The 14,031-nt window shown below is 67.1% G+C and carries 8 protein-coding genes and 4 pseudogenes; 8 read left to right on the top strand and 4 right to left on the bottom strand.

Annotated elements, in window-relative coordinates:
* Positions 1-91 precede the first annotated feature (91 nt).
* Positions 92-649, bottom strand: coding sequence for a hypothetical protein (locus ACZ4O3_RS43645; protein ID WP_467727949.1), 558 nt, complete (start codon positions 647-649; stop codon positions 92-94).
* Positions 650-1,004: 355 nt separating this feature from the next.
* On the opposite strand from ACZ4O3_RS43645, the gene ACZ4O3_RS43650 reads away from it, so the two are divergent.
* From ACZ4O3_RS43650 to ACZ4O3_RS43665, 4 genes and pseudogenes are all read left to right on the top strand, one after another.
* Positions 1,005-1,343, top strand: a complete 339-nt coding sequence (locus ACZ4O3_RS43650) for a PadR family transcriptional regulator (RefSeq protein WP_467727950.1) — start codon at positions 1,005-1,007, stop codon at positions 1,341-1,343.
* 6 nt (positions 1,344-1,349) lie between these two features.
* Positions 1,350-1,946 (top strand): hypothetical protein, encoded by a 597-nt coding sequence (locus ACZ4O3_RS43655; RefSeq protein ID WP_467727952.1) that lies wholly within the window; start codon positions 1,350-1,352, stop codon positions 1,944-1,946.
* A 1,097-nt stretch (positions 1,947-3,043) separates the two neighbouring features.
* Positions 3,044-3,148 (top strand): annotated as a pseudogene (locus tag ACZ4O3_RS43660) (AraC family transcriptional regulator); the annotation flags it as partial.
* 189 nt (positions 3,149-3,337) lie between these two features.
* Positions 3,338-4,087, top strand: coding sequence for an SDR family oxidoreductase (locus ACZ4O3_RS43665; RefSeq protein ID WP_362725558.1), 750 nt, complete (start codon positions 3,338-3,340; stop codon positions 4,085-4,087).
* Positions 4,088-4,332: 245 nt separating this feature from the next.
* Here the strand turns inward: ACZ4O3_RS43665 and ACZ4O3_RS43670 are convergent, their stop codons facing one another.
* Positions 4,333-4,557 (bottom strand): hypothetical protein, encoded by a 225-nt coding sequence (locus ACZ4O3_RS43670; RefSeq protein ID WP_467727954.1) that lies wholly within the window; start codon positions 4,555-4,557, stop codon positions 4,333-4,335.
* A 314-nt stretch (positions 4,558-4,871) separates the two neighbouring features.
* Here ACZ4O3_RS43670 and ACZ4O3_RS43675 point away from each other — a divergent pair.
* The 3 pseudogenes from ACZ4O3_RS43675 to ACZ4O3_RS43685 form a co-directional block, all read left to right on the top strand.
* A pseudogene (locus tag ACZ4O3_RS43675) lies at positions 4,872-5,335 on the top strand (transposase); the annotation flags it as partial.
* Positions 5,336-5,714: 379 nt separating this feature from the next.
* Positions 5,715-5,918, top strand: a pseudogene (locus tag ACZ4O3_RS43680) (replication initiator); the annotation flags it as partial.
* Positions 5,919-5,933: 15 nt separating this feature from the next.
* Positions 5,934-6,368 (top strand): annotated as a pseudogene (locus ACZ4O3_RS43685) (transposase); the annotation flags it as partial.
* A gap of 69 nt (positions 6,369-6,437) precedes the next feature.
* On the opposite strand, the gene ACZ4O3_RS43690 reads toward ACZ4O3_RS43685, so the two are convergent.
* Together ACZ4O3_RS43690 and ACZ4O3_RS43695 are read right to left on the bottom strand one after the other, a co-directional pair.
* Positions 6,438-6,752 carry a hypothetical protein gene (locus ACZ4O3_RS43690; RefSeq protein ID WP_467727955.1) on the bottom strand — a complete coding sequence of 105 codons (315 nt, stop codon included), beginning with the start codon at positions 6,750-6,752 and terminating at the stop codon, positions 6,438-6,440.
* Between the two features lie 938 nt (positions 6,753-7,690).
* The gene (locus ACZ4O3_RS43695; protein WP_467727957.1) at positions 7,691-10,378 is read right to left on the bottom strand and encodes a M4 family metallopeptidase; all 2,688 of its coding nucleotides are present in this window, start codon (positions 10,376-10,378) and stop codon (positions 7,691-7,693) included.
* A gap of 911 nt (positions 10,379-11,289) precedes the next feature.
* On the opposite strand from ACZ4O3_RS43695, the gene ACZ4O3_RS43700 reads away from it, so the two are divergent.
* Positions 11,290-13,590 (top strand): M4 family metallopeptidase, encoded by a 2,301-nt coding sequence (locus tag ACZ4O3_RS43700; protein ID WP_467727958.1) that lies wholly within the window; start codon positions 11,290-11,292, stop codon positions 13,588-13,590.
* The last annotated feature ends 441 nt before the right edge of the window (positions 13,591-14,031 follow it).

Below are 14,031 nucleotides of genomic sequence, written 5' to 3' on the forward strand. Positions count from 1 at the left end.
TGCCAGTTGACCGAGGTGACAGTCCTGCCGTCGCGTCCGATCAGCAGCTGGTCTTCGAGGGCGTCGAGAAGACGTGACACGTACGGGAGACTCAGGTCCGAGTAGTTGGCCAGCTCGGTCGCCCGGTAGGGGGCTTGGCGTCGGCCAGCACACGGATGAGGCGGCCTGCCCGGGGACCTGTCAGCAGGGGCTTGCCGCTGGATGGTGGCCGGTGGCTGGCAGGAGCACGTCCCGCTCCCTTTGTGTGGATGACGACGGTCGGCCGGCTGGTCCTGAGCGAGACGTTGCCCGTCAGGTCGAGGAAACCGATCTCGCGCCGCCGGAGCTCTTCCTGCGTCTTCGGGCTGATCCACGGCGCGAACACCATCAGGGCCGCGTTGCTGTTGAGCCGCCGCACCAGAGCCGCCGTCGAACCGAGCTGCACCACTCCCTTAGGGGTCAGGTGATCACGGACATCGACCAGCAGCTCCGTGAAGTAGTTGTCGCCGTGCGGCGCGATCCGCACGACCGCATCCCAGCCCTCGTCACCATGCAGAGAGAGTGGCGGCTGGGGCTCGATGAAAACTTCCCATGCCTCGCCGAGCAGCTTCTGGAGGGCTTCGATGCCCTGAGCGAGCACGTCATCAGGAGTCTCAGCGGGTAGGTCCATGGCTGCGATGATCGCACGACAAGTCTGCCAGAACTGAAAAACTTGCCGATTCTGCCAAATTTCCCAGGCTTGGCAAGTTGGCAGAATCGGCAAGTTTTTTGAAGGTCGGCGCTTGCCGAACTCAGGAAACAGGAGACATTCAGCAAGTTCACTGACTGAGAGTGACAGCGTCGGGCATGGCAGCACGCAGGCACGGGAGCCGGGGCACGGCCGCAGACCGTCGGCGGCTTCTGCTCCGGGGCCGGGACCTGCTGTGAGTTCACCGGCCACCACGACCCATGGCCCCCTATGTCGGGTGACATCAATGCAGTTAACACCTATATCGGGTAGCGACAGTGGGGTGTACGGTTGCGCCATGGATTTCAAACTCACGCCTGCTGTCGTGAGGCTGCTTCAGGTGTTCCTCACCGACCCTGACGCTCCCCGGTACGGTATGCAGCTCATGAAAGAGGCCCGCGTCTCCAGCGGCACCCTCTATCCGGCGCTGACCCGGCTGGAACGGGCAGGCTGGATCACCGGCGAGACCGAAGACATCAACCCCGCCAAAGAAGGCCGGCCGGCCCGCCGCTACTACACGATGACCGGGGACGGCGCGCGAGCCGCTCACCTCGAACTCACCGAGCTGAGCGAACGGTCCCGGCCCCCTGTGCAGGCTCCGGGGTGGCTGCCCGGCGCGGGCGCCGAGGGGGCCTGACCCACCGTGAACATCCCACAGGACGTGACCCTCCTGGCTTCCGGGACCGAGGCTAGCCCGACATTTCTCGGCGAGGACTTCGTCGCCTGGCGCACGGCACTCATCGCAGCTGTGGTCGCAGCCGTGATCTACGAACTGGCCATGGCCGCCACACGCAAGATCACGCTGCGTCTGCCGTTTCTGATCCTCTACCTGGCCCGCATCACCATCAGCCGGGCCCAATGGCAGCGCCTGCACGGCGAGTGGGTCGCCGAACTCCATCACACCCTCGGCGACGAAAGCACCCCCCGGATCGGCCGCCTCGCTAACGGCTTCCGCTACGCGGTCTCCCTCGCCCTCGGAGGCGCCCGCAGTACCGCGAAGGCGGGCAGCGACCGGCCTGGCCTCATCCGGCAGGCGATCAAGGAAAGCCGGATCCCGCTCGTGGGCGCCTGGGGCATGTCAGCAATGGCGGTCCAGTCGTTCCTGGACTTTCAAGCGGGCTGGATCCAAGTCCTATGCGTCGCCATTGCCCTCTACTACCTCGCCTACGCGACGGTCACCGTAGTCCGTGACTACCGGCGGCTTCGTGCAGCCTGGCCCGGGGTGGACCGTGACCAGTGACATCACGTTATGGGCCGGCGGGGCAATAGGCGTTGCTCTCATCGGTGCGATCGCGTACGAGTGGGCGATGGATGCGAAGGGCCAGACGGCCCTCCGGCTGCCTTTCCTAGTCCTACGTCTCGCCCTTGTCGGCACGCGGCACAGATCTCGGCATCTACGTGACGAGTGTTCAGCTGAACTTCACTACATCCTGCGCAGCGACGCTACGCCCTGGTTTAACCGTCTCATCAACGGCTTCCGCTACGCAGTGCCTCTCGCCTCCAGTGGGTCCTGCTACGCCGTGCGGACCGCCGGCAAACATCTGTCACGAGCACGCGCAGTCTGGCTCCAGGGGATTCCGGATGAACTCGGCGCTCCCTCCGGCATGGTCTCCGGCGGCGCCTTCTGCCTCGTTGTACAGCTCTCGCCACTCTCACAAACCGCAAAAACCATGGCCTTCTTCGCCCCTCCGATCATCATTGCGATCGGATACACAGTCGCCCGCGTTCTCCGGACTCCTCTGGACGAAAGAATTCAGACGGCAACAGCACCGAAAGGCTGGAGCCGACCCTGACGGGACTGTCACGCAAGAACAAGGGCGTGCCCGCACAGGGCGGCGACAGTCTCACCCTTTGGTTATGTCGTAATCGACACCGGATGTGACGCGTGCTCGCTGACCAGTTCGGTTGGGTCTGTGGTCGGGGTACGAGTGAGGCCTGGGCCATTGGTCCGGGCCTTGGTCGGACTTGGGATTCGACGCGGCGGCGACCTCCAGCTCATACACAAGACGGCCGTAGCTGCGGGCGTCCTGCCCGACGGCCTCGCTGTGCGGTCTCGTTGCTCAGCTGGCACGGCTAAATGGCCTTCTGTCTACGGTCCGAACCCAGCAATTCAATACAATCAGTAGCGCTGCCAGGGCCCTCGAGGAGGCGATGAGTCGGCCCTGCAGACGGTCGTCTCGGCAGTGAGACGGCCGTCTGGCGCTGTGATACGCAACGACCCGCCCGCACGCGGCCAGTTCAGACAGATGTCATCCACGCAGGTGCGTTCGTGAGGCGCATGCTCCGCATGCACCCGTACGGCTGCTGCTCGCCACCCACCCGGGCGATGTCACCGGAGTCGGCCACCGCGTCGGCTACGACAACCCGTCGCAGTTCAGCCGCGAGTACAGGCGCCAGTTCGGCGCACCCCCGAGCCGGGACGCGGCCCGCCTGCGGAACACACCGCAGGCACTCCCGCGGGCGTTCTGCCCTGAGCGGGGTTGCATCTTGGAGGAGGATCGTGCAAGAGGAAGCGAGGATAGTTCTACTACTTGTGCAGGTCAGAGCGATTCAATGGGATCACGAGTTCTTCCGCGGAGCAGGAAAATGCCTGTCCATCCGCGGATCCCACCACATCGCAAGGAGCACAGCATGAAGACAGTCCTGATCACTGGTGCCTCATCCGGATACGGGCGGGAGACCGCCCTGTACTTCCACGCGCAGGGGTGGAACGTCATCGCCACGATGCGCACGCCGCGTGCGGGCGTCCTGCCCGCGTCGGACCGGCTCCGCGTCGTCGACCTCGACGTGACCAAGCCCGAGTCCATCACCGCTGCGTTCGAGGCGGCCGGGCCCATCGACGTCCTGGTCAACAACGCGGGCGTCCCATCGATCAGCGTGTTCGAGGGCACCCCCATGGCCCGAGTGCGGGAAGTCTTCGAAACCAACACGTTCGGCGTGATGGCGACGACGCAGGCGGTGCTGCCCCAGTTCCGCGAGCGCGGCTCCGGCGTGGTGGTCAACGTGACCTCCAGTGTGGTGCTGGGCCACATGCCACTCTCGACCGTTTACAAGGCAAGCAAGATGGCCATCGAGGGGTTCACCGCATCCCTCGCGCTTGAGCTCGCGCCCTTCGGCGTGCAGGCCAAGACGGTCGAGCCGGGCGCCTGCCTGACGACGAACTTCGCGGCCAACGCGACGAAGGGCGCCTCGCTGGACGAGCTGGTCCCGGCGCCCTACGCACCGTGGGCGAAGAAGGCCATGGGCGACTTCACGAGCCAGGACCTGTTCACCAAGGAGAGCGACGTCGCCGAGACAGTGTGGCGTGCCGTGCACGACATGACCGGCCAGCTGCGATTCCCGGCCGGTCCCGACGCGGTCCGGCTCGCTCAGGCGAAGTGACCACCAGCAGGCATGATGACGCCGCACTGATGCCACGAGTCGGCCACGCACACAGGCAGGTGGCCGGCTCGCCGTCCAGCACCCACCCAAGCGAACGGGAACCCGACCAACGACAAGAAGCCGGACTGCAGTACGGCAGACGGACACCCCTGGTCGAAAGCCCGGTGCGGAGGGGCGCCAGGCACTGGCGGCTGTGGACGTTCGCGCTATTCCCCAGGGACAGACCGAACAAATGAGATGACGTCTCAGTCGAGGCCGAGGGTGCTGAGTGCCGTGGTCCAGTCGGTGACGATGGCTTTCTGCGCAGCCGTCAGAGAGACCTTCCCGGCGCGGACCGCGGTGTCCAGCTTCGTCTCCACCGGGTCCTTGCGGTTGTTCACCCCGGAGCCCTTCTTGTGGCCGGGGTCGGTCGGCTCCACCCACAGATTGCGGTAGTCGTTGGGGTCGCCGCCGAGCTGAAGGCTGATCAAGTGACATCCGGGGTCGTCGATGAGTACCGCTGATGTCGCTGACGGACGGCAAAGTACCGGCTTCGGGCTCGCTGGGATTCGGTATCCGGGGTTATTCGCTCATGACGGTGACGCTGCCGACGATCGGCTCTCGGCAGTTGCGGACAGGCGCCTACGGTTCCGGGCATGGCAGTCCGGCAGCGTGTCACGGTCGGTGACGAGGTCATCTACGTCGTAAGGCGTCATCCCGCGGCTCTTCGGTATGTCCTCAACCAGAATCGGGGCGATCTTCATCGCGACACGGCGCAGAACCGGGAAGGTTGACAGGGGGAGTCTGTGTCGTTCACCTGCTGCGGAACAGCTTCCGCTATGCCGCCCGGCAGGACTGGGAGAAGATCGCGAAGGCGCTCAGGACCGTCTACACCGCGCCGAACGAGAACGCGGCGGCCGCACGCTTCGGAGAGTTCCAGGACGCCTGGGGACAGAAGGAGCCGGCGATCATCCACCTGTGGGAGAGCGCTGGGCGGAGTTCGTGTCCTTCCTCCAGTTCGACGTCGAGATCCGCAAGATCGTCTGCACCACCAACCCGGTCGAGAGCATCAACCCGCGGATCCGCAAGGCCGTCCGGGCCCGGGGGCACTTCCCCACCGACCAGGCCGCCCTCAAATGCGTCTACCTGGCCGTCATGAGCCTGGACCCTACCGGCACCGGACGCAAACGCTGGACCATGCGCTGGAAGGCCGCACTCCAAGCCTTCGACATCACCTTCGACGGCCGGCTCACCGCCGGACGCCGCTGAACAAAACCGACCGAGTTCCACCATTCGCTACACAGGCCCTGCCTCAGCGGTTACGCCTACGGACAGGACCGTAGTGAGCGGCACCGGTCGGGGCGTCGAGCAAATCGCCGGCAAAACCCACGGGTGCCGCCGCTGCAATATCAAATGGAGCATCTCGGCCACTGCGCGTGTCGTGATTTCACGACGGGAGCGCAGCAAGGCTACGGCTCACCTGGCAGCCGCTCATGCGACAGGCGGTTCGATGACAGGTTGGCGTGGTGCACGATGCGTGCGCAGCGTGCGGGCTGGTGTCGCTCGACGCCGTCGCGATGCGGCCCGGAGATGGAAGAGGTCCGCCGCGAGCGGACCAGGTACAGCGGAGTAGATCCTCTGCGCCGCGGTGGCGCCCCCCGACGGCAGCACCACCCCGCCACCGACCTGGGCAACCGTCGACCTGCTGACCGACGCCATACGCGAGGCCTCCTCGCGGACGAGCGTGAACGGTCCCGAACTCAACCGCCTGCGGGGCGAGTTCGCGTTCGGCGAGCAGCTCGACGTCCGCCCGGTCCATACCGCCGACTTCGACAACAGCGGCCGGATCACGGAGAAGGCCGTGGTCGTGAGTTTGGTGCATCAGGATGTCCTGCGGGATGCGTTCGCGGAAGTGTCACACTTCCGGTCGGAGCTGTACGCGTGTCTGACCGCGCGGGGCGACGCCCTGTTCGAGTTATGCGACGCGCTGTTATGCACGGACGGGCCGGTGCGGACGCTGGTCGATCTCGCGCTCGCGCCCCAACACCGGCGCGGGCACGGGGCTCTGTACGGTGGACTCAACAAGGGACGGGTCGACGTTGCACGGCTGCGTCGGGCCCTGGCCGGGGTGCCATTGCCGAGGGCGGCGGACGGCCGGCTCGTGCTGGCGGTGGATGTCTCGCCGTGGCTGCGGCCGGACGCCAACACCCGTGCTGGCCGGGCCTTTTGCCACACCTTCGGACCGGGTGAGGGCAAGCATCAGATGGTGCCCGGCTGGCCGTACTCGGTGGTGGCCGCGCTGTAGACCGGCATGTTCGGTACGTCAGCGTGACTCCGTTCGCGGGCCGGGACGGTCGCGGTGGGAGGACCTTCAGGCCGTGCTCCTGGCTGCTGTAGCGGCGGGGTGGACCGGGAACAGGGCCCATACCTGTCGGCCGTCGGCGGTCATCTCGGTGCCGCAGCTGTCCGCGCCCAGGGCGCGGAGTTCGGTCAGCAGTTCCGTTGCCTCACCTGCCTGGGTCTGCTGGTGTCCCAGGCAGAGCACGAGCGCAGTGTGGGCCTGCTCGGAGAGGTGGATGCTGATACGGCGGCCGCCGTCCTCGACGACGGTGGCGGCCAGGAGCCGCACTAGCTGATCCATCGTGGCGGGAGGGGCGAGATGCCAGCGGGACAGCTGGGCGCTCACGCATCGGGAGGCTTTGCCCGGCGCCCACGGGGCCGCCTCCAGCGTCCACGACGCACCGCGTCGGTTCTTCATGACCGGGAACCCGGTCCGTGAGACGTTCTGCGGAACGGGAAGGCCCGCAAGGAGATCCTCGCGGGATGGGTCGGGTGTCGGCGGGCTCGGCGGCTTCTTCGGAGGGGGCGGCGTCTTCGGCGGGTAGTCGGGCCGTGGCTTGACTGCGTCAGGCCCGGACTGCGACGTCTCCTCCATGGCTGCCTCCCGTTCAAGGCGTCCAGTGTAGGCCTTGGAACGCGTCCGGTTCAGGGCTTTCGCGCACATACTCCCGTGCAGTGGTGGGACGGGCTGCACAGCGGCTCGGGCGGGTTCCGCCGGCCCCGGCAGCGTCCCGCAATACCGGATCGGCGGTGACGGCCTGCGCCCGCTCGGCCGAACAACCGACGCGTGCCATGAGAGCAAGAGGCTCTCGCCACGATGGCGGGCCCTCGGCCGTCTTGGAGGCTGCGAACACGCCCTCGGTATCGCGCGGAGACGACCGGCTACCTCCCGGATGACATTCCCGAACGCATCTGAGCCCGGTGTGAGGGCGCTCGAGTTGAGCGCGACGGACGGCTCGCGGATGTATCGGGTGGGTGAGGGCAGGGCGGTCCGGCCCCAGTCCGTTGCGATGACCAGCACGCGGGCGCGATGGGCGGGCTCGTTTCCCGTCCGGCATGGCGCGACGTCCTGCTGGGAGATGCGGCCGTCGCGCCTCTCGATCACGCACGAGAGGATGGCCACACCGACCGCGGACGGCCCGGCCGGTGACCGTCGTCCAGCAGGACTCGACATCCCGAGACTGCTGGGGCGGGTGTCAATACCTTCTGGAAGGGCGGCCGGTCCCGCCTTGTGTGCCGGTGGGCAGTACGCACGCAAGACGGGACCGGGGTCGCACGGAGTGCTCAGGCGCAGGTGCCCGCCGGGCGGTTCCTGGTCACCAGGTCGGTGTCGGTCGTCGTGGTGTCCATCCACAGCACCTCATTGCCGGTGCCGGCCACCGCGTTGGACTGCTGGCCGACGCTGCAGGAGACACGACCGAGCGGGGCACCGTCCGGGGTGAACCGGTACAGCTTGGCGAGGGAGTCGTTGGGGTCGTCGAAGACTTGGCCCCATGAGGGGTAGACGGTCAGAGTGACCGCGGAATCCGTGGCGGCGAGGCCGTAGGCCGGTGTGGCACGGTCGCTCTTCTCCGGGATGACATCGGTGATCACCGCACCGTCGGGGCCGCCGAGGCGGGCCCGGCGCAATGTGGTCTGGTCCTGGTCGGTGTAGTCGGTGTCGATGAGCCAGTACACATCCGACGAGGTCATGACCGGGTTACTGATCCACTCCGGCTGCGAGGGCGTGCCCAGGGCCGCGGTCGTGCCCTTCGCGATGTCATACATCTCGATCCGGACCCCGTACGCCCCGTCGAACAGGCCGTCCTCGATGTAGGCGATCCGCCCGTTCTTCAGCGCCGGTCGGGAAGCCTGGTTGTAGTCACGGGCCATCGGCACCTGCTGCGGGACGGTGGCGCCGCTCTTGAGGTAGTAGACCCGCAGCAGCCCGCTGGCCGGGTCCCGGAAGGACCACGTCACGGTTCCGGCGTCGACGCTCACCCCCGTGACCTCGGAGGGGGCGCGGAACAGAGTCTTCGGCTTACCGCCCTGCACCGGCGCCGACATGATGTCGTACGTGTGAGACCACGGGTCGTCGGGGACGTCGCCGACCGCCACCCAGACGACGTGCTCGCCGTCGGTGACCGCACTCATGTGGCTGCGGCCGTCGTCCGGGGAGACCCGGTGAGGCCGGGCCTTGCCGTCGATGCGGCCCACCCACACCGAGTAGGGGTCGACTCCGTCGGGGCTTGACTTCGGCACGGCCCACCAACCGCCGCCGGCGCCGGGCGCGTTGCCGGTGCCCACGTACTGCGGCAGCGTGCCGAGCCTGCCGAGCAGCACATGGCTGTCCAGGCCGAGATTCTTCTCCCAGCCCGGGACGATGCCGTGGGCGTCGAAGGCGCCCTTCACGGCGGTCAGCCTGCCGCCCTTCACACCGAGCGACCTGGCCGCGGCGACGACCGCGTCCCGGCCTTCGTCGAAGCCGTCGAGCGGGGTGATGTAGGAGGTCAGCGCCCGGTAGACGATCTTGTCGGCCAGTGCGCCGCCGAGGCTCTCGCGGATGTCCCACAACGCGCCGCTGAAGATGGTGGAGTTGAGGTGCACGCCGCCGTTGTCCCCGGCCGCGCCGAGGGGCAGGCCGAGGAAGTGGGCCGTCGTGGCACCGTCGTTGAGGTTGCGGAAGGCGCACTCCTCGGGCGTCCGGGTGCGGCACAGGTCGCCGCCGATCAGCCCGGCGTCCGGATCACTCATGGCGGTGTGGTTGACGGTGATGTCGATGACGTTTCCGAAGTAGTCGGCCAACGCCTCGTTCATGGCGCCCGACTGGCCCGAGTAGACGAGGTTCGCGGTGTGCTCGACCACTCCGTGGGTCATCTCGTGGCCTACTACATCGAGATCGGAGGCCAGCGAGCGGTATTCGTCGTCGCCGGTTCCGTAGACCATCTTGGTGTGGTCCCAGAAGGCGTTGACGAACGGGCTGCCGAAGTCGGTCACGCCGACCAGTGAGTTGATCGTCATGCCCTGGCCGTCGAGGCTGTCGCGGTGAAAGGTGTCACGGTAGAACTCGTAAACCTTCCCGGCCGCCCAGTGTGCGTCGACTGCCCCGGCGGAGGTCAGCTCCGGTCCGGCCTTGGGGGTCGGCGACGCGAACGGCACGACGCCGTCCGGCCATACCCCGGAGACATCCTGATACCAGAGGCTGGAGGCGTCCCAGGTCTGGATGACGTTGTGCTCCTTGGTGTCTGCCATGTGCGCGGTGTCGCGCAGCAGGTAGGCACCGGTGGCTGCGTCCTTCGTCAGGTACAGCGGCACAGTGGAGCCGTTGAGCAGGGTGCCGCTACCGGTGGTGCTCGCCGACCCGGAGCCGGCCGCGGATCGGTCGGGCCTGCTCTGCTTCACCGGCGTGCCGCTCGAATGGACGCCCGCGATCTGTCCTGGCGCGGTGAAGGTGGGCAACCCGCCGGACTCGAACAGCGCCGTTCCCGTGGTCGCGTCGACGTACACCTCCTGCACCAGCGGTGTGCCGGTGACGGGGTCGGAGCCGCGCACGGTGACATGGCGGGCCAGGACGCCCTTGCCCGTGGGCAGGACCGTCAGTCCCCGGTCGTCGGCCGACAGGGCGGCCGTGCCGCTCTTGGCCTGGGCGGGACGGTAGCCGCCCCGGTCCAGCTCGCTCCGCACGTGCCGTACCGCGTCGTCCACGGCGGTCTTCGTGGGGAGGATCTCCTGGTCGGTGTCGACATCAAGGCCGGTGAAGTAGGAGCCGGACGTGCCGGTGACCGTCCGCTTCCCGCTCTTGTGGGTCATGCGCACCACGTACTGGGCGCCCAGGACCGGCACACCGCGGTATTTCTGGTCCAGACGCACCGTTTCGACGCCGTCGGCGTCCGCGGTCACGGCGTCGGCGGCCAGGTCCCGGTCGGGTGAGGGAATGTGGTAGCGATCCTTGTGACCCGCCAAGTGTGTACGGGCGGCGGTCGCAGCAGGCACGGACGCATCCACCGCGTCGGCCAATCCGTCCACCAGCGCGGGAGTGTCCGTCGTCGGTCCCGCGGCGTCTCCACCCGCGATCGGTGGCTGGTCCGCATGCGCGGGCGAAGTCACGCCGAGGGACAGCAGGACCGTCGCAGCGACCAGCGCGATCGGACCGGCGTGGCCGGGTCTACGGCGAAGGCGATGACCTATATGTGAGGGCATGGACAAGTGCCTCCGACGGCCCGGCGCAGCCCGGGCCCGGTAGTGGGGCGTCAGTTGAGTGGCGCACCAGCGCGCCCGCGGCTCGCCCTGCATCCTCACTGCCACATGTGCACCATGACAAGGAGAAGCCGGGGGGGTAAAACGCGCAGTTGCGCAGGTGTGAAACCGGCGCCCACGGTCAGGACCCTCCTGTCGGACACGTGTCGGCTGCTGCCGCGCCCCGGCGGCGTATGCGCACTGGAGACCCCCGAACAGAGAGGCCGCTGAGGTGCTTCCGGGGTGGCCCGACATCCTGACGACTCCTGTCATGACACGAGCATCTCGCCCCTGACCAGCAATTACGGGGCGGACCTTGAGACGGCTCGTGCATGGCTCGGAGGAATCGGCTGTTCGAGCCGCCACCCGACGGACAGGACGTCAGACAGGGCTGACATGACATCTGAAACCGATCGAAAATGACCAAAGTCCGCTAGGTAAAGATCTGTTCATGATCCATACGAATCTCTTGCAGAGGCAGTTCCTGCTGTCACGATCACTCCCGCTGCAACCACAGTCGGAGGCACCGTGGCCTCCGGCCTCCTTGTACCAACGGCCGTCGACATCGACAGACGGCCGAACGGAAGGACCCGGGATTGAATTCCTCCAGCAACAGGGCTGCGTCCCTACAGGGTTCGCACCGACGCAGACAGCGTCTGGCCGCGACCGTGGTGATCACGACCGCTGCACTCGCGTTCTCAGCCCTGCCCGCCTCGGCGGGCGCCGAGTCCACTCCCGACGCATCCGGGAACACCCGAATTGTGGGAGCGCTCCCGCAGATCAAAGCGACAACCAGGCCTGAAGCCAGGACCGTTCACCTGTCGCCCGAACAGCGTCGGCAGCTGCTCGACCAGGCGGCCAACACGGCACCGGACACCGCCCGTTCACTGAATCTCGGCCCCCACGAGAAACTGATCCCGAAGGACGTGATCCGGGACGCCGACGGGACGGTTCACACCCGCTACGAGCGAACCTACGCCGGCCTGCCCGTGATCGGCGGTGACCTGGTGGTCCATCAGCGGCAAGGGACCCACACCGTCACCTACGCAACCAAGACGAAGCTGACTCTCCCGACGACCACGGCCAAGGTGCCGGCCGCCACGGCAAAGAAGTCGGCCCTGAACAAGGCCACTTCGAAGGGCACCCGCAGAGCGGGTTCGCACACGGCCCCCAGACAGGTCGTCTGGATGATGGACGGCCGGCCGAAGCTGGCCTGGGAGACCGTCGTCACCGGCGTGCAGCAGGACGGATCCCCGAGCGAACGTCACGTCGTGACCGACGCCGCGAGCGGAACCACCCTTGAGAACTCCGAACACGTCGAGTCCGCACAGGGCAACAGTCTCTACAGCGGGCAGGTCACGATCGGCTCCACTCGCCAGGATGACGGCACCTACGCCCTGATCGACCCGGAGCACGGTGGCCACCGGACACTCGACTCGAGCATCAACTCCAACGGGGTGCTGTTCACTGCTGACAACGATGTCTGGGGCGACGGGACGGTGGCGAATCCCCAGACCGCGGCGGTGGACGCGGCATACGGCGCGCAAACGACGTGGGACTTCTACAACGACCGCTTCGGCCGCAACGGCATAGCCGACGACGGCCGCGGCAGCTCCTCCCGAGTCCACTACGAATCGCAGCAAGGGGTCCCTCTCGCCAACGCCAACTGGCAGGACGGCTGCTTCTGCATGAGCTACGGTGACGGCGCGGACGGCCAGCATCCGGTGACGTCCCTCGACATCGCCGCGCACGAGATGACGCACGGAGTCACCTCCTCCACAGCCGGTCTGGGCGACTTCGGTGAATCTCCGGGCCTCAACGAGGCGATCAGCGACATGATGGCCGCCGCCGTCGAGTTCTACGCCGACAACCCGAACGACGTGCCCGACTACACGATGGCCGAGCTCGACAACCTGCACGGCGACGGCAAGCCCATCCGCTACATGGACCGTCCCTCCAAGGCCGGCATCAGCTCCGTCGGCTACGCGCCCCTGGACTACTGGACGCCGAAGGCGAAGTCGCAAGAACCACACATGGTGGCCGGGGTGGGCGACCACTTCTTCTACCTGCTTGCCGAGGGCAGCGGGCAGAAGACCATCAACGGCGTGGACTACGACAGCCCCACATACGACAAGCTGCCGGTGGCGGGCATCGGACGGACCGCCGCAGCCGACGTGGTGTACCGCGCTCTCACCGTCTACATGACCAGCACCAGCGACTACGCGGGCGCCCGGACCGCGACGCTCCAGGCCGCCGCCGACCTCTACGGCTCGCAAAGCAACGCCTACGAGGCCGTTGCCAACGCCTGGGCGGCCGTCAACGTCGGAAACCGTTTCGTCAACCACATCGCCGTGGAGCCACCGCCGACCGAGCCGGTGGCTGTCGGCCAGCCGGTCAGCCGCCAGTTCAGCGCCTCCAGCACCCGGCCGGGGCCGCTGACCTACTCCGCCAAGAAGCTCCCCCTCGGCCTGTCGATCAACCACACCACCGGCCTGATCACCGGCACGCCCAAGAAGGCCGGCGACTACAAGACGGTCATCCTCATCAGGAACGCGGTCGGGGACACCCGAAAGCTCTCGTTCACCTGGACCTCTCTTGAATCCGGCGGGCGCTTCTTCGTCAACCCCAGCACATATCTGATCCCCTTCGAGAGCAAGGCAGAGTCCCCGCTGATCGTCCAGGGGAAGCCAGGCCATGCCCCGAGCGACCTCAAGGTCGCGGTCGACCTCGACCACCAGTTCAGCAACTTCATGATCATCGACCTGATCGGCCCGGACGGCACCGTCATTCCCGTCAAGCCCTGGGGACCGAGTTGGGAGCCCGTGCCCGAGCTGCACGAGACCTACACGGTCGACGCCTCGGCGGTCACGAAGGTCGGCACCTGGAAGCTGCGCGTCACCGACGGCACCCCGGGCATCTACAACTCCTGGGACCCGGGCCATCTCCAGCGCTGGAGCCTCACCTTCTGAGGATCCGACCCAATAGGTCGTAGCCGAAGCCAGGCAGGCAGGCAGATAGCGTAACGGCCACCGCTTGGTCGCCGAGGGCTGTGCCCCGGGAGATCATGCGGTGGCCGTGAGTCCTGACCTGGCACCTCGCATTGCCGTGAGCCTCCGTCGATTCTCCGGGCGAGACGGGGCGCAGCCGTCGACGGGCGCACTACGGGTCGCCGTGAGCGTCCACAGCCGATCTTCCCTCATCGCCCGGCACCTTAGTCGTTCCAGCGATTGGGTGAGCACAGGGCAACGGTGGTCGGACGTGAAAAGTCGCGGCATGCCGACAAGAGCTCGCACCTCCTGCTGAATGGCGGCGATCGGCTCCCCCGTTATGTTTTCCGCGGTCCTGCAAGAGGGCCGCTGGCCTCCGGGCCCGGCATGGCTGTTCCCCCCTGTCGAACAGATGACCTGGGG

It is taken from the genome of Streptomyces sp. NPDC026515 (assembly GCF_055567595.1).